The sequence below is a fragment of the Microvirga vignae genome, from assembly GCF_001017175.1.
GTDB lineage: Bacteria > Pseudomonadota > Alphaproteobacteria > Rhizobiales > Beijerinckiaceae > Microvirga > Microvirga vignae.
Genome location: NZ_LCYG01000104.1, coordinates 1 through 15287, shown reverse-complemented (window position 1 = coordinate 15287; position 15287 = coordinate 1). Strand labels below are relative to the sequence as shown.

The window sequence follows — 15287 nt, the reverse complement described above, 5'->3', positions numbered from 1 at the left end:
ATTGGCTACCTTGATCTTCGCCACGTGTGGCTCCTGATTGTTTTAGACGCTGGCGGTTGTCCCGCCCTAAATTTGCACCGCAGCACACGCGAATGCGCTGCGGTGTTGTTAAAGCCCCCTTGCCCGCATTCTCACGTCACAAGTGCGGGCTTCGCAGCCTAGACGACCACGACCTCGAGCTTCCCGACACCCTCGACATAGCCTTCGAGAACGTCACCACGCACGACCGCACCAACGCCCGCGGGCGTACCAGTCATGATGATGTCGCCCGGCTGCAGGGTGAAGAGGCCGGACAGATACGAGATCATCTCCGGCACCTTCCAGATCAACTGATTGAGATCACCCTGCTGGCGGAGTTCGCCGTTCACCTTCAGCGTCACTGCGCCCGAGTTCGGGTGGCCGATTTCGCTCACAGGCACCAGCGGGCCACAGGGAGCAGAGGCCTCGAAAGCCTTGCCGACTTCCCACGGGCGACCAAGCTTCTTGGCCTCGCCCTGAAGGTCGCGCCGCGTCATATCGAGGCCGACACCATAGCCGAAGACATGCTCGAGAGCCGTTTCCACCGGGATGTTGTCGCCGCCCTTGGAGAGCGCCACCACCATCTCGATCTCGTGGTGCACGTCAGAGGTCTTGCTTGGATAAGGAAACTTGCCGTCGGTGACGATGTTGTCCGGATTTTTCTGGAAGAAGAACGGAGGTTCCTTGGACGGGTCGTGTCCCATCTCGATGGCGTGCTCGGCGTAGTTGCGCCCCACACAATAGATACGGTGGATGGGGAACAGCTTGTCACTGCCCTGTACGGGCAAGGCGGCAATGGGTGCCGGCTGAACGACGTAGCCGGTCATGGCGAGAGGCGCATTCATCATCTTACTCCTGCGTAATAGTCGACTTTTTTCTCAATGTATTCGATGGCTGCCGACATCAGCATCGCCGCAGCGAAGAGGATGATCGTCAGCGCCCAGAAGTTCTCCATGTCGAAGCTGCGTGAGTAGAGCTCAAACAGTTCGCCATAACCAATGATCGCCACCAGAAGCTGGCCGATCACAACACCCTTTACGCCGCGCACGAGGCCAAGACGGATCCCTGCGAGGATCTCCGGCAGTGCGGCAAGGAGAACGATTTTTCCGTAAAGAGCGAAGGGAGAGGCGCCATAGCAGCGCCCCATCTCGATCAGCGAGCTTGGCACGTGCTGAATGCCGGCTCGCGTATCCAAAACGATGATCCAGACCGCGAAAAGGAAGACCGTGACGATGACCGTCGTCTCGCCTATGCCGAACAGGATCATCAACACCGGCACCAGGGCCGAAAGCGGTGCGCTGACAAAGATGTTCACCCAGATGCTGAACAGTTCGTCGACTGCCCTGAAACGTCCCATCAGCACGCCGAGGCTGATGCCGACCACGATGGCAAGCGCCATGCCGATGACAAAGCTATGGAGTGTGACCCAGGCGGCCGATTGCCATGTGCCGGTCTGCACCATCGCAACGCCTGCCACCAGCACACTCGAGAGCGGCGGCACCAGGAACATCAAGCCGGACTGGCCAACAAGCTCCCAGACCAAGCACCAGACAAGGAGGGATGCCATCATCGGCACCCGATAGCCGTAAAGGGTCATGGCTGTCCTCCCTAATCCACGTAGTGCTTAAGGCCCTGCCAGATCTCCTCGACAGTATCGAGATAGCCCTGATCACGGCGGATAGCGTCGGGGGAGGCAGTCCGATCGATTTTCGGTTCGATGATCTGCGCAACGCGACTCGGCCTGCGAGAGAGGAGCACGATCCGATCCGACACGTAGACAGCCTCCTCGATGCTGTGCGTGACGAAGATGAACGTCTTGCGCTCCTTCTCCACCAACTGAAGCAAGTCCTCCTGGAACTTGCGGCGGTTCTGCTCGTCCACAGCCGAGAACGGTTCGTCGAGGAGCAGCACTTCCGCATCGACCGCGAAGGCGCGAGCAAGACCCACGCGCTGGCGCATGCCGCCGGAGAGTTCGTGAGGATACTTTTCCTCGAACCCAGTGAGCCCGACTTCAGAGATGTAGTGGCGGGCAATGGACTGGCGCTCGGCTTTCCCCATGCCCTTCAACTCAAGCCCGAAAGCCACGTTGCGCATCACCGTCGCCCAGGGCATGAGGGCGAAGTCCTGGAAAACGAAGGCACGCTCCGGGCCAGGTCCAGTGACGGCCTTGCCGTTGACACGCACTTCACCAGAAGTCGGTTCGACGAGGCCGGCGATGATCTTGAGCAGGGTCGTCTTGCCACACCCGGAAGGTCCGAGCAGCGTCGTCAGCTTGCCACGAGGAAAATCGAGGTCGATCATGCGCAATGCTTCGACTTCGCTGTAGTACTTGCAGATGCTTCGGACCTCGACGGCAATATCGCTTTCTGCATGAGGCACGCCAAGGATGGAAGCGCTAGGTGCAGTCATGTCAGCCTCTCTTTTTTTCAGGACGCAACACCCGGATCTCGAACGCCTCCAATGCTGCGAGCGTCAGGGTTGAGACCAGGATGATGGAGACCACAGCAGCATACATTTCTGCGTAGTTGGCTACTGAGCGATGGTAGGTGATGAGATCGCCGATTCCGGTTGGCGTGATCAGGAGTTCCGCCAGAATGACGCCGATGAATCCGGCAGCGAGACCGAGACGGAGGCCAGCGAAGATCACGGGACTTGCATCCGGGATGATGATCTTGGTGATCTGCTGCATCCTTGTGCCCTGGAACGAGCGGCACATGGCCACCAGCGACGGATTGGCGTTCCGGACCGCTTTGTAGCCGTTCAGTACGATAACCGGCAGAGCAAGCATGATGACCGCAAGGGTCTTCGCCAAAAGGCCGATGCCGTACACGAAGGTGATCAGCGGGATGAGGGCTGCCATGGGAGCCGATTGAAGCACGATGAACAGCGGCGCCACGAGCCACTCGGCCTTGCGTGACAAGCCCATCACGATGCCGAGCCCTACTCCGACCACGGCAGAGATGACGATGCCAATGATCAGAGGCTGAAGGGTGGACCCGTAAGCTACGAAGAGACTGCCATCGAGCAGCATTGCTCCAAAGGCATAGAAAGTATCCAGGAAGGTCGGGAATGCGTAGCTGATCGGCACGCGCCCGGCGATTTCCCAGACGAGGAAAAAGAGACCGAGGGAGACCACCCTCGCAGCAACCGGATGGCTCGTGAACAGGCGGCCGAGACCCAAGCCTCGACCCGCTGGCGAATGGACGGCCCGTACAGGGCCGTCCACTTGGGTATTCGCTTGAGATGAGGCCATCATGCCAGCACCTCACATGGTGCCGATTTTGGCCAGGACACGATCAAGCGGGCGGGTATCCCAAAAGTCCTCGACCTTCAGGCTCGCGGGTTCACCCGTGAGCTGGCCCGAGAGCGTGTAGAAGGCGAAATCATCCTTCGCGGCCGCTGCGCCGCCACCATTGAGCGGGAAGGCCTTGCCCTTCGCCAGTTCCTCGAAATACGGGCCGATATCGTTCACCTGCGCAGCAGGCAGATCCGGGAGCAGCTTGTACTTTGCGCGCCACTCGGAAACGACTGCAGGATTGGCCGTTACTTCGCGCCAGGTGGAGAGGATCGCCTCGACGATCTTGTCGACGTCTTGGGCGTTTTTCTCAAGGAAGTTCGTGTTGGCGAACAACGCTTCGTCGGTTGCATTCACGCCTTCGAGCGGCAGAATAATGAACTTGCCAGGAGCCTGAGTTTCAAGCAGGCGGCGACCGGAGGAATCCACGATGGTCGCTTTGACGTTCCCCTGGAGCAAAGCGCCCGTCCGGACTTCTGCGCCCGGGATGTAGCTGATCTTGGAGAACTTGATGCCCTGGCGCTGCTCCATCAGCTTCATGATCGCCTCGGTCCCGGAGCCACGTGAATGGACCGCGACCTCCTGTCCATTCAGATCCTTCCAGGTTTTGTAGAACTCGCCGTTGACCGCCGGGTAGAAGCGCAGCGTCGAAAGCTGCATGAACATGCGGATTGGAGCCTTGACCTTCTGAACGAGGGCGTAAGGGCCACCGACGCCAATATCGGCTTGGCCGCCGACCACGGCCTGAGCCGCGATATCCTCAGACTTCAGGTAGGTTACTTCAATATCGACGCCCTTCTCCTTCGCCCGCTCGAAAGCGGTCAGCAGATGGAGCGACTCGACGCTGGGAATGTCGCCGAACGCGACACGAACCTTCGCAGCTTGCGCCGCGCTGGACGCTATCAGTGCCGCACCAATCGCGATCGCTGCTGCACCTGCTTTTAAGCACATCAAGCCCTTGAACATGTTTCTCTCCCGTTGTTTTGGGCGGTTGATCCGCTCTTGTTGCCAGCCGCACCATTTGCGACCAATGCGGTATTGGTTGCAATTGGCCGCAGGACTGTCAAGAACTTTTGCGATTGACTGTGTTACAGATTGAGATAATAGCTTCAACCAATTCAGAATTGGTTGAGACCATATGATGGACATGATCAGTGAGGCAGGAGTCAACCGGGGCGTTGTCACCCAACTGCGGGCATTCCTTGCGCAGGCAGAGTTGCCCGAGGATGGCCGCCTGCCGCCGGAAAGGGATTTAGCGGCAGCCCTTGGCGTCACTCGGACTGAACTGAGGAAAGCGCTTGGAACCCTCGAGGCCGAGGGCCAGATCTGGCGCCACGTCGGCAAAGGCACCTTTGTCGGCAATCGGCCCACCGATACCCTCTCGGACATAGAAACTCTGGCAAAGCGAACCAATCCGGCCGAGCTGATGCGAGCGCGATTGATCATCGAGCCTGAAATCGCAAGGGCAGCCGCCCTGACGGCAACACCTCTGCATCTTTCTGAGCTAAGGCTGTGTCAGACCCGCACACGCGAAGCTGCGACATGGCGGCAGTATGAGAACTGGGACACGCGCCTGCATCGTACCATCGCGGAGGCGACACAAAACACGCCACTTCTTGGAATGTTCGACATGCTGAACGCCCTGCGCCGGGCGGTTACTTGGGGTCGGCTCCGAGCTAACCCCGTCAAGCCGAGCCCTGATCATCACAGTTTTGCCGAGCACGAGGTGATTATTACGGCCATTGAAAACCGTGACATGAATGGCGCTGCAGCGGCGATGCGGACCCATCTGCAAAGCGTAGAGCGCAATCTCCTGACCTGGCAATCCGATGCGGCAGACTAATCCGACAGGGGCAAAGCGATCTGGTTCCGGCACCAACCCGACTTGAGGAGTTGGCCGCATCTCGCGTCGAGTCAAACGCGGAAGTCCCCTGCCCTTCTTGAGCGCTTGCTTACCGCTCGCAAGCTGACCGAGGCGCTAGGCTCCGGACGGTCGGCAACGATCGCCATAAGTTCCCCCAAGGAATGCCATTGAGGAAGCTCGGCATTCATACATTACGGTAGATCCTCTTTTCACTCTGTCAAAAAAGTATCAGCTTCCGAAGTGAAACGTGCTGGCGCTCGTCCGCGGCTATGACTACCGTGGAGCTCTAATGAGTGCCGGACAAATTCGGCCGACTGGGAGCAAGGGTCGTTGTGGGCACCCGCATCCGACCCGGAGGAAACGGACATGGAGCCGGATCTCGAAGTCGTTCAGATTAGGCCTGGGGAGTCATTCGCCGCCTGGTCACACGGGTACCCCTATAGAACCGTGCGCTGGCACTTCCATCCCGAATACGAGTTGCACTTGGTGGTCGCCACCACTGGCCGCTACTTCGTCGGTGATTACATCGGCGAGTTTACGCCTGGCAACTTGGTGCTGACCGGGCCGAACCTTCCGCACAACTGGGTCAGCGATATCCCGAGAGACACGAGCGTTCCGCTGCGCTGCCGCATTATCCAATTCAGTGAGGAGTTCATCAGCGGAGCCATAAGGGCTTTTCCGGAACTCACCGCCCTGGCGCCCGTACTGGAATCGTCGCGGCGCGGAGTGCTGTTCAGCGAGGAGACCAGCCGCCAACTGGAGCCGCTCATGGAAGAGATGATGCAGGCCCAGGGTGTGCGCCGCGTCGAACTGTTCATGCTGATCGCCGGCCTGCTGAGCCGGGCGCAGGGATCACGGATGCTCGCAAGCGCCAGCTACCTGCCTGACCCTTCCGGCTACATGTCGGCGGGCATTAACAAGGCACTCGCCTATATCCGCGAGAACCTGACGCGGCCCTTCAACGAGGCGGATCTCGCCGCCATCGCCGGCCAGTCGACGAGCGCCTTCTCGCGCGCTTTCCGCCAGCACACCGGCATGTCGCTGGTGCAATATGTGAAACGGCTGCGCATCAATCTCGCATGCCAGATCCTGATGAGCGATGAGCAGGCCTCGATCACCAGCATCTGTTACGAGGTCGGCTACAACAATCTTTCCAACTTCAACCGGCAGTTCCTGGCCGAGAAGGGTATGACGCCCTCCCGGTTCCGGCGGCTCCTGCTCGACAACATCAACACGGCCAAGGCTGCTAATGGAGGATTCAGGGACGAACATACCAATCATCACCAGACGTACCGGGAACGCGCATGCGCGCCCAAAAGAGAGAGTATTTTGCTCTGAAATCGGTCACATGACGGTGCAACGATACCAAAGGCCATCGGGGCCCGACGTTCTGACCGGCGGCTTTTTCAGGAGCTGGCGCCATTCAACGCCATAAATAAAGCCATAAATAAAACTGTATCAGAGGGAGAGAAACGAATGACGAAGTCTTCATGGAAGTTTACCGGCCTTGCGGCCCTGACCTTGTCCCTGCTCGCCGGCACAGGCAGCGTCATGGCCCAGAACGCAAAGGTTTCCAACGCCACCGTCGCATTCCTCATGCCCGACCAGGCGTCCACCCGCTACGAGGAACACGATTATCCCGGTTTCAAGGCCGAGATGGAAAAGCTCTGCCCGACCTGCAAGGTCATCTATCAGAACGCCGATGCCAACGTGTCGCGCCAGCAGCAGCAGTTCAACTCGGCGATCTCGCAGGGCGCGAAGGTGATCGTGCTCGACCCTGTCGATTCCACCGCGGCCGCCTCGCTGGTCAAACAGGCGCAGAGCCAAGGCATCAAGGTGATCGCGTATGACAGGCCCGTACCGGATGCCAAGGCAGACTTCTACGTTTCCTTCGACAACCAGGCCATCGGCAAGTCCATCGCGGATTCGCTGGTGCAACACCTGAAGAAATCCAACGTGACCGCCGCCAGCGGCACGGGCGTCCTGCAGATCAACGGTTCGCCGACAGACGCGGCTGCGGGCCTCATCAAGAGGGGTATCCACGAAGGACTCGACAACAGCGGCTATCCCATTCTGGCCGAATACGACACGCCGGATTGGGCTCCGCCGAAGGCACAGCAATGGGCCAGCGGTCAGATCACCCGCTTCGGCAAGAACATCCTAGGTGTCGTGGCGGCCAATGACGGCACCGCGGGCGGCGCGATCGCTGCCTTCAAGGCCGCAGGCGTCAACCCGGTCCCGCCGGTCACCGGCAATGACGCAACAATTGCTGCGCTGCAGCTTGTCATCGCGGGTGATCAGTACAACACCATCTCCAAGCCGAGCGAGATCGTGGCGGCGGCTGCGGCCAATGTGGCCGTCCAGCTCCTGGCCGGCGAAACGCCCAAGGCCGAGGCGACGCTCTTCAACACGCCGTCGAAGCTGTTCGTCCCGGCAGTGATCACGGCCGAGAACCTGAAGGCCGAGATCATCGACAAGAAGATCAATACGGCCGAACAGCTCTGCACCGGCCGCTATGCAGAAGGCTGCAAGAAGCTGGGAATTACCAACTGACCAGCAAGGTTCCGTCCGGCCGCCGTCAGGCGGCCGGACATTCCCATGGCGCCGGAAGGATGCTACCGAGGCAGGTCACATGACGAACATCAACGAAGTGCAGGGCGGCGGGCGCGAAAGGGTGCTCAGCCTGCGCGGCATCTCGAAGCATTTCGGTGCCGTATCCGCGCTGACCGAGATCGATCTGGACGTGCACGCCGGCGAGGTCGTGGCGCTGGTCGGCGACAACGGCGCCGGCAAGTCCACGCTGGTCAAGATCCTGGCCGGAGTGCATCAGCCGAGTTCAGGATCGATCTCCTTCCGCGGCAAGCCGGTGACGCTGGACGATCCGAGCACGGCGCTCGGCCTCGGCATCGCGACAGTGTTCCAGGACCTCGCGCTGTGCGAGAACCTTGATGTGGTCTCCAACATCTTTCTGGGCCGGGAGCTCAGCCCGCTCCGGCTCGATGAGGTGTCCATGGAAGTCAAGGCCTGGACTCTGCTTAACGAACTGTCCGCGCGCATTCCGAGCGTGCGTGAACCGGTCGCTTCACTCTCAGGCGGACAGCGCCAGACCGTCGCCATCGCGCGCTCGCTGCTGCTCGAACCGAAGCTCATTCTCCTCGACGAACCCACCGCTGCCCTCGGTGTCGCCCAGACGGCCGAAGTGCTGGATCTGATCGAGCGCGTGCGCGAACGCGGCCTCGGCGTGATCATGATCAGTCACAACATGGAAGACGTGCGCGCGGTCGCCGATCGCATCGTCGTGCTCAGGCTCGGCCGGAACAACGGCGTCTTCGCTCCCGATGCGTCCAATCAGGAACTGGTCAGCGCCATCACCGGGGCGGCCAACAATTCCGTTTCGCGCCGCGCCAGCCGGCGTCAGGCTCAGAGCGAGCATCCCCAGGCACAGGCACAAGCACCGGAGACCCGCCGATGACCAAGAGCGTGGAGCAGGACACGCAGGTTGCCACGATGCTCGACCGCAGAGACGAGCGCGTGAAGCATGCCGAAGGGATCGGTGGCTCGATCCGCGCCTTCCTGGACCGGGTCCGGTCGGGCGATCTCGGCTCCCTTCCCGTGGTCGTCGGCCTCGCGATCATCTGGACGATCTTCCAGAGCCTCAATCCGGTCTTCCTGGCGCCGAACAATCTCGTCAATCTTCTGTTCGACTGCTCGACGGTCGGCGTGATCGCCCTGGGTATCGTGTGCATTCTGATGGTGGGCGAGATTGACCTGTCGGTCGGCTCGGTCAGCGGCTTCGCATCGGCGCTCGTCGGCGTGCTGTGGGTGAACCAGGGCTGGCCGGTCGCAGTCGCCATTCTGGCGGCGCTTGCATTTGGTGCGCTGATCGGCGCGGTCTATGCGTTCCTGTTCAACCGCTTCGGGATGCCGAGCTTTGTGTCCACGCTGGCTGGCCTGCTCTCCATTCTCGGCCTGCAGCTCTATCTCCTCGGCTCGACCGGTTCGATCAACCTTCCCTACGAGTCGCCTCTGGTCAATTTCGGCCAGTTGCTCGTCATGCCTGATGCGGTCTCATACATCCTTGCTGCGCTCCCCGGCATCGTGTTCCTCGTACTCGAATACAGAACCGCGGCTCGCCGGCGTGCCGCGGGACTGTCCTCGCATCCCCTGGGCAGGCTGCTCGTGCGTGCCGTGATCCTCACCGTCATCCTGGAATTTATTGTCTATTACCTCAATCTCGACCGCGGCATCCCCTGGATGTTCGGACTCTTCGTCGGACTCGTGGTGGCGATGGATTATGCGCTGACGCGGACCAAGTGGGGCCGCTCGATGATTGCCGTGGGCGGCAACCGCGAGGCCGCACGCCGGGCCGGCATCAATGTCCGCTACATTTATACGACGGCCTTCATGCTGTGTTCGGCGCTGGCTGCCACTGGCGGCATTCTGTCGGCGGCGCGCTTGGCTTCCGCCAGCCAGCAGGCGGGCACCGGCGATGTCAATCTCAACGCCATCGCGGCTGCCGTCATCGGCGGAACGAGCCTGTTCGGCGGGCGCGGCAGCGCCTATTCGGCTCTGCTCGGCATCATCGTCATCCAATCGATCGCCAGCGGCCTGACGCTGCTCGATCTCTCGTCATCGCTTCGGTACATGATCACCGGTGCAGTGCTTGCCATCGCTGTCATCGTCGACTCGCTGGCACGCCGCTCGCGCGTTTCCCATGGCCGGGCCTGAGCCAATCGCAAAGAGGGAATGCCATGGCCGAAAAGCTAACTGGAAAAGTCGCCGCGATCACCGGGGCAGCCTCCGGCATCGGCCTGGAATGTTCCCGGATCCTGCTTTCCGAGGGCGCGCGCGTCGTGCTCGTCGATCGCGACGAGGATGCGTTGAAAACCGTCTGCGCGGACCTCGGCCCGCAGGCGATCCCCTTGCAGGTGGACGTGACCAATCCGGAGAGCGTGGCCCGGATGATGCCGCAGATCCTTGAGCAAACCGGGCAGCTCGATATCTTCCACGCGAATGCCGGCTCCTATATCGGCGGCGACATTCTGGACGGCGATCCCGATGCCTGGGACCGCATGCTCAACCTCAACATCAACGCCGTTTTCCGGTCGGTCCATGCGATCCTGCCGCATATGGTGGAGCGCAAGACCGGCGACATCATCGTCACCAGTTCCATCGCGGGCCTCGTTCCGGTCGTCTGGGAGCCGATCTACACGGCCTCGAAACATGCCGTACAGGCCTTCGTGCATACGGTGCGGCGGCAGGTCTCGAAACACGGGCTGCGCGTCGGCGCCGTCGCTCCGGGCCCGGTGGTCACGGCTCTGATCAAGGACTGGCCCAAGGAGAAGCTCGAGGAAGAACTGGCTGCAGGAGGCCTCATGCAACCCACGGAGGTCGCCGAAGCCGTCCTGTTCATGCTGACGAGACCACGAAACGTCACCATTCGCGACCTCGTCATCCTGCCGCAGAGCAACGACCTGTAAGACGTGTCGGATGCGCCGCTGGCGCCGCCAACATCACTCTCGCCTCATCTGGGTATCTGAACAGCCATGGCAAACCACTTTCTCGGCATCGACGTTGGAACCGGCAGCGCGCGCGCCGGTGTCTTCGACGAGCGTGGAACTCTGCTGGCCTCGGCCAAGGCCGATATCGCGCTGTGGTACGAGGCTGGCGGCATCGTGGAGCAGTCGAGCAACGACATCTGGCGTGCCGTCTGCGCGTGCGTGCGCGAAGCCGTGCTCCAGGCTGGCATTCCTCCGGCGTCCATTGCGGGCATCGGCTTCGATGCAACATGCTCTCTCGTCGTATTGGGACCGGGAGGCCAGCCCTTGCCTGTCGGCCCGTCCGGCGACCCCGAGCGCAATATCATCGTCTGGATGGACCATCGCGCGACGGAGCAGGCACGCAGGATCAACAGCACAGGCGAGACCGTCCTGAACTACGTCGGCGGCGCCATCTCGCCCGAAATGGAGACACCCAAGCTGCTATGGCTGGCCGAGAACATGCCCGAGACCTTCGCGGCGGCATGGCAGTTCATGGATCTGGCCGATTTTCTGACCTGGAAAGCCACGGAAAGCCTCTCGCGCTCCGTCTGCACCGTGACATGCAAATGGACCTACCTTGCGCATGAGAAACGCTGGGACGCGGACTACTTCAGAACGGTCGGACTTGGCGCATTGGCCGATGAAGGCTTCCGCCGCATCGGTACGGAAATCGTTCCGGGAGGCACCTTGCTCAGCGGCTTGACCTCACAGGCGGCAGCCGATCTGGGCCTGGAGCCCGGAACACCCGTTGCAGCCGGACTGATCGACGCGCATGCAGGGGGCGTCGGAACGGTCGGCGCGCGTGGCGACGTTGGCAACGTCCTCACCCGCATGGCCTATGTGTTCGGCACCTCCGCCTGCACGATGTCGACGACGACGGAGCCTGCCTTCGTTCAGGGTGTATGGGGGCCCTATCATTCCGCCATGCTGCCTGACCTGTGGCTCAACGAAGGCGGCCAGTCGGCAGCGGGGGCGGCGATCGATCATTTGGTGCGGATGCATCCCGCCTCGGAACAGGCGGCGAAGATGGCGCGGGACGGCGGTGTCAGCCTCAGCCAGTGGCTGTCACTGGAAGCCGAGAAGCGCGGCGGCGCGTCCGTGGCGCCTGATCTCATCGGCGACCTGCACGTCGTTCCGGAATTCCTCGGCAATCGTGCCCCTTTCGCAGATCCCGATGCCCGTGGCGTGATCGCCGGGCTTGGCATGGAAACAGACCTCGACAGTCTTGTAGCGCTATACCTGGCCGGCATCTGCGGACTGGGATACGGAGCACGGCAGATCGTGCAGGCGCAGCATGAGAAGAACGTGCTGATCGACACGATCGTGGTCAGCGGCGGTGCGGGTCAGAGCGCGCTCGTGCGGCAACTCCTTGCCGACACGACGGGAAAAGTCGTTGCCGCCCCGACCTCGCAGGAGCCCGTGCTCCTCGGATCAGCCATCCTCGGAGCGGTCGCCGCAGGCCATTATTCCGATATCGCAGAAGCCATGTCGTCCATGTCGGAGATGGGCGAGACTTATCAGCCCAATCCGGCATCGGTGGGATGGCACGAGAAGCGGTTCAAGGCATTTGAGATGCTTCAGCAGGTGGCGAGGTCCATCAGGTCCATCGGTTGAGACGGCACACACTCTTCACGGACCTGTCCGGCGGCGCGCCCCTGGCCTTTTTCGCGGATGGGCATGAAGTCGACAATCACGCTCTAGAGCATCGTGCGGAACCGGAGGTCCGCGCCAGCGACCCGAAGGGCCACGTCAGGGAAAAATGGACCCGGTTTTCCGCACCGAACGATGCTCTGTTTGAAAGAGGAAGCATCGGATGGATCCCAAAAGTGGAGCCCACTTTTCTCGTCCGATGCTTTAGAGCTTCTCGCCACCAGCGACGCCCTTCAGGATGTTTCCGTTGCCGCCGCCTGCGCATCAGTGGTCAAACACACTCGTTCAGACCAAAGTCTTTCGTTCGGGAGCATCAGTCTATCCGCAACGTCAACGAGGCAAAGCCGCTAGCCGGGTAGGTTTCTTGCTCTGGCGGCCTGTCCGGGACCAGTGCAATCGCACGGGTGTGCTTGAGGAGCTCCTCCATCACAACCCGCAGCTCCAGCCGGGCCAATCCTGCTCCAGGGCAGACATGGATGCCGGTTCCGTAGAGCAGATTCTGCGCGGGATCGCGGTCAAGCCTGAACTCGTCCGGATCGCCGAAGACAGCCTCGTCCCGGTTGGCCGAGGCCCAGATCAGGCTGAGACGTGCCCCCGCCGCAAACCGGCGGCCGCCGATTTCCACGGCTCGTGTCGTCGCCCGGCGGTTCGCGATCAGTGGGGCATGAATGCGGAGGATCTCGTCAATCGCGGCAGGCAGCAGCGAAGGATTCTCACGAAGGCGGCTCTGCAGGTCCGGGTGCGTGGCCAGATACTGCGTCAGGATGCCGGCGCTGGCACTGATGGTGCCGAGCTCGCCCACGGTCCAGTTGCGCACAATGCTGACGATCTCTTCGTCCGTCAGCGGCCTGTCATCGATCCGCTCGCGCAACAGGCGGGTCGTGACATCGTCCGGCACGGTGTTGCCGGCCTCGCGGCGTACGTCCAGCAGGTGCCGAACGAATCCATCGAACTCAAGCGCCACAGCCGCGGTGGCGGCCCGGTTACCCGCCAGCGTCGCGTCATGGTTCCGTTGGACCCACCGTCGCAGCGGCTCGTTCATCTCCGTGGGCCAGCCCATGAAGGCGCACTGGATCCGCAGGGCGAACTCCTGCGCGAAGCTGCCCATCAGCTCGACCTCGCCACCAGCCGGCAAGCGGGTCACCAAGCCGGCAGCGATATCCCTGCAGGCTGGCTCGAAGGCCTGCACCCGCTCCGTCGTGAAATAGGGCTCGATGAGCGCTCGGTAGGCCGTGTGCTCGGGCGGGTCCATGCCATTGGGTACCGACATGTGGCGGGAGGCGACGTTACTGAAGGTGACGTGGTCTTTCAGCACTCGCATCACATCGGCATGCCGGAACACGCTCCAGTGGAGGAAGTCGCTGTAAGCCACAGGACAGCGTCCGCGCATGCTGTCATAGGCGGCAACCTGATCGTCGAGCACGGTCTGTGATCGCGGGTCCCAGTCCGGCTGAGGGATATCGTGCATGGGGCAAGTCCTTTTGGGAGGGCAGTCTGATGCGGTCTGCCGCGCTGGATCGGAAATGGTCACCAGGCGTGTCCACCGGGCGCTGTGGAGCCCACGGCAATGGCTGGGGTCGCGATGCCGCGCTGAAGGCATCGCCCGACAGCCGATGAACCGGCCGCGGCCGGCATTGCGATCATGGCAGCCATGATCGCCAAACTCGCTGCAAAGGCCATCAGGGCAGCCACAGTCAAAAGCGCTCCGACGGCAAGCGCATGCAAGACAGGATGCAGGAAAGGGTTGTCACGCAAACCAATCACCGAGGTTTCCCGAGGTGGATCGCCGTCTTGTCGCCCGTTCGACAAAGCTGTGCTTTGTCGCAAAGCAGACAACCAAGGCTTCGTTCCTGTCCTTCAGCCCGCGCCATCATCCAGTAGCCATCAAGCCCGTCACTTTCGCTGACCATGTGCTAGGCCTTTGAAGGGTCGTTTGGCCGAAACGTGTGAGCCGCGGCCCGATCGGTGGCGCTGCGGCAGGATTCTCCGCTCAAGGTTCTTTGCCTCGGCCCGAAAAGATGTATATTCAATGCATCTTTTTGGAGACCTCATGAAGCTGACATCGCACACCGACTTTGCGCTGCGACTGCTGATGAGCCTTGCGATCGTGGAAGAGAGGCTCCTCACGATCGAAGAGCTGGCCACACGGCATAGGCTTTCCCGCAATCATCTGATGAAGGTGGCACAAACGCTTGTCGGGCTTGGCTATGTCACGGGTGTCCGCGGCCGCAGCGGTGGATTGAAGCTCGCTAGGCCCGCCTCCAGCATCCGAATGGGAGAGGTTGTGCGGGCTCTGGAGGATGACGTCGCCTTGGTGGAGTGCCTGGGGGATGGACCGACCATGTGTGTTCTGAGTGGGGCTTGTGCGCTCACCCACACCATGGGCCGCGCCTTGGAGGCCTTCTTTGCCTCGCTTGACGAAGTGACGCTGGCAGACCTGGTCGCCCCGCGCCTCGCTCTGCGCCAGCGCCTTGGCGTCGGTGGTCAGGGCGATCAGCGCAGACTTGTGGCCACTGCTTGAAATCAACGTACCTGACGAAGGGAGACAACAGCCATGCCGACGAAAGCCATCCTGACGACCGTGCTCCTAATTGCAGCAGGGCCTGCATCCGCTGAGTGCGTTTACAGGAATGCCTACAATCACCTGACCAACGAATACGTTACTGTCCCGGTCTCCTGCCCGCGCGTGATGGAAAGCCAGAATCCCAAGTACCGCAGCTGGCACGAATGCCCGGTTCACGACGAGCGGAATCCCAAAACCGGCGAGGTCTATCAGGTAAGATCTTGCGCCTGAGATACTGCAGTTGCACTGGCGTGTTCCGCGGCCCACGCCAACAGCATTTGATCTCTATCGAGCCCTGATAATTTTGCGGAGATCCTCCGCGGTCGATCAGGAGTTTGCGCTGCGACAACTAACGCG

Annotated in this window: 15 protein-coding genes and 1 pseudogene; 9 read left to right on the top strand and 7 right to left on the bottom strand. The window is 61.4% G+C overall.

Features of this window, described 5'->3' with window-relative positions:
* Positions 1–158 precede the first annotated feature (158 nt).
* The 5 genes from AA309_RS28305 to AA309_RS28285 are packed head-to-tail and all read right to left on the bottom strand — an operon-like array spanning position 159 to position 4279.
* A complete protein-coding gene (locus tag AA309_RS28305) occupies positions 159–863 on the bottom strand; it encodes a fumarylacetoacetate hydrolase family protein (RefSeq protein ID WP_047192371.1) in 705 nt (234 codons plus the stop codon).
* Positions 863–1615, bottom strand: coding sequence for an ABC transporter permease (locus AA309_RS28300; protein WP_047192369.1), 753 nt, complete (start codon positions 1613–1615; stop codon positions 863–865). The genes AA309_RS28305 and AA309_RS28300 overlap by 1 nt, the downstream gene beginning before the upstream one ends.
* An 11-nt stretch (positions 1616–1626) precedes the next feature.
* Positions 1627–2427, bottom strand: coding sequence for an ABC transporter ATP-binding protein (locus AA309_RS28295; RefSeq protein WP_047192368.1), 801 nt, complete (start codon positions 2425–2427; stop codon positions 1627–1629).
* A gap of 1 nt (position 2428) precedes the next feature.
* The gene (locus tag AA309_RS28290) at positions 2429–3274 is read right to left on the bottom strand and encodes an ABC transporter permease (protein WP_150117811.1); all 846 of its coding nucleotides are present in this window, start codon (positions 3272–3274) and stop codon (positions 2429–2431) included.
* Between the two features lie 9 nt (positions 3275–3283).
* Positions 3284–4279: an ABC transporter substrate-binding protein gene (locus tag AA309_RS28285; RefSeq protein WP_047192366.1), complete on the bottom strand. Its 996-nt coding sequence runs from the start codon at positions 4277–4279 to the stop codon at positions 3284–3286.
* Positions 4280–4454: 175 nt separating this feature from the next.
* On the opposite strand from AA309_RS28285, the gene AA309_RS28280 reads away from it, so the two are divergent.
* From AA309_RS28280 to AA309_RS28250, 7 genes and pseudogenes are all read left to right on the top strand, one after another.
* Positions 4455–5156, top strand: a complete 702-nt coding sequence (locus AA309_RS28280) for a FadR/GntR family transcriptional regulator (protein ID WP_047192365.1) — start codon at positions 4455–4457, stop codon at positions 5154–5156.
* A 387-nt stretch (positions 5157–5543) separates the two neighbouring features.
* Positions 5544–6425 (top strand): annotated as a pseudogene (locus tag AA309_RS28275) (AraC family transcriptional regulator); the annotation flags it as partial.
* A gap of 228 nt (positions 6426–6653) precedes the next feature.
* Positions 6654–7730, top strand: coding sequence for an ABC transporter substrate-binding protein (locus AA309_RS28270; protein ID WP_047192364.1), 1077 nt, complete (start codon positions 6654–6656; stop codon positions 7728–7730).
* Between the two features lie 79 nt (positions 7731–7809).
* Positions 7810–8649 carry an ATP-binding cassette domain-containing protein gene (locus AA309_RS28265; protein ID WP_047192363.1) on the top strand — a complete coding sequence of 280 codons (840 nt, stop codon included), beginning with the start codon at positions 7810–7812 and terminating at the stop codon, positions 8647–8649.
* Positions 8646–9905, top strand: a complete 1260-nt coding sequence (locus AA309_RS28260) for a sugar ABC transporter permease (RefSeq protein WP_047192362.1) — start codon at positions 8646–8648, stop codon at positions 9903–9905. Before AA309_RS28265 ends, AA309_RS28260 begins: the two co-directional genes overlap by 4 nt.
* Before the next feature lie 23 nt (positions 9906–9928).
* Positions 9929–10657, top strand: coding sequence for an SDR family oxidoreductase (locus tag AA309_RS28255; RefSeq protein ID WP_047192361.1), 729 nt, complete (start codon positions 9929–9931; stop codon positions 10655–10657).
* A gap of 66 nt (positions 10658–10723) precedes the next feature.
* Positions 10724–12331 carry an FGGY-family carbohydrate kinase gene (locus AA309_RS28250; RefSeq protein ID WP_047192360.1) on the top strand — a complete coding sequence of 536 codons (1608 nt, stop codon included), beginning with the start codon at positions 10724–10726 and terminating at the stop codon, positions 12329–12331.
* 349 nt (positions 12332–12680) lie between these two features.
* Here AA309_RS28250 and AA309_RS28245 read toward each other — a convergent pair whose 3' ends face one another.
* Both AA309_RS28245 and AA309_RS28240 read right to left on the bottom strand, forming a co-directional pair.
* Positions 12681–13835 carry a cytochrome P450 gene (locus tag AA309_RS28245; RefSeq protein WP_047192359.1) on the bottom strand — a complete coding sequence of 385 codons (1155 nt, stop codon included), beginning with the start codon at positions 13833–13835 and terminating at the stop codon, positions 12681–12683.
* A gap of 59 nt (positions 13836–13894) precedes the next feature.
* On the bottom strand, positions 13895–14122 hold the full coding sequence (locus AA309_RS28240) for a hypothetical protein (RefSeq protein WP_150117810.1): 228 nt from the start codon (positions 14120–14122) through the stop codon (positions 13895–13897).
* 295 nt (positions 14123–14417) lie between these two features.
* On the opposite strand from AA309_RS28240, the gene AA309_RS28235 reads away from it, so the two are divergent.
* Together AA309_RS28235 and AA309_RS28230 are read left to right on the top strand one after the other, a co-directional pair.
* Positions 14418–14888 (top strand): RrF2 family transcriptional regulator, encoded by a 471-nt coding sequence (locus AA309_RS28235; RefSeq protein ID WP_047192357.1) that lies wholly within the window; start codon positions 14418–14420, stop codon positions 14886–14888.
* Between the two features lie 33 nt (positions 14889–14921).
* Positions 14922–15161, top strand: a complete 240-nt coding sequence (locus AA309_RS28230; protein WP_047192356.1) for a hypothetical protein — start codon at positions 14922–14924, stop codon at positions 15159–15161.
* Positions 15162–15287: the final 126 nt, after the last annotated feature.

Bases quoted from the DNA above. Each gene is read 5' to 3' on its own strand.
- AA309_RS28270 (WP_047192364.1), top strand. From the start codon at position 6,654: ATGACGAAGTCTTCATGGAAGTTTACCGGCCTTGCGGCCCTGACCTTG.
- AA309_RS28280 (WP_047192365.1), top strand. From the start codon at position 4,455: ATGGACATGATCAGTGAGGCAGGAGTCAACCGGGGCGTTGTCACCCAA.
- AA309_RS28265 (WP_047192363.1), top strand. From the start codon at position 7,810: ATGACGAACATCAACGAAGTGCAGGGCGGCGGGCGCGAAAGGGTGCTC.
- AA309_RS28300 (WP_047192369.1), bottom strand. From the start codon at position 1,615: ATGACCCTTTACGGCTATCGGGTGCCGATGATGGCATCCCTCCTTGTC.
- AA309_RS28295 (WP_047192368.1), bottom strand. From the start codon at position 2,427: ATGACTGCACCTAGCGCTTCCATCCTTGGCGTGCCTCATGCAGAAAGC.
- AA309_RS28305 (WP_047192371.1), bottom strand. From the start codon at position 863: ATGAATGCGCCTCTCGCCATGACCGGCTACGTCGTTCAGCCGGCACCC.
- AA309_RS28230 (WP_047192356.1), top strand. From the start codon at position 14,922: ATGCCGACGAAAGCCATCCTGACGACCGTGCTCCTAATTGCAGCAGGG.
- AA309_RS28260 (WP_047192362.1), top strand. From the start codon at position 8,646: ATGACCAAGAGCGTGGAGCAGGACACGCAGGTTGCCACGATGCTCGAC.
- AA309_RS28245 (WP_047192359.1), bottom strand. From the start codon at position 13,835: ATGCACGATATCCCTCAGCCGGACTGGGACCCGCGATCACAGACCGTG.
- AA309_RS28290 (WP_150117811.1), bottom strand. From the start codon at position 3,274: ATGATGGCCTCATCTCAAGCGAATACCCAAGTGGACGGCCCTGTACGG.
- AA309_RS28250 (WP_047192360.1), top strand. From the start codon at position 10,724: ATGGCAAACCACTTTCTCGGCATCGACGTTGGAACCGGCAGCGCGCGC.
- AA309_RS28285 (WP_047192366.1), bottom strand. From the start codon at position 4,279: ATGTTCAAGGGCTTGATGTGCTTAAAAGCAGGTGCAGCAGCGATCGCG.
- AA309_RS28235 (WP_047192357.1), top strand. From the start codon at position 14,418: ATGAAGCTGACATCGCACACCGACTTTGCGCTGCGACTGCTGATGAGC.
- AA309_RS28255 (WP_047192361.1), top strand. From the start codon at position 9,929: ATGGCCGAAAAGCTAACTGGAAAAGTCGCCGCGATCACCGGGGCAGCC.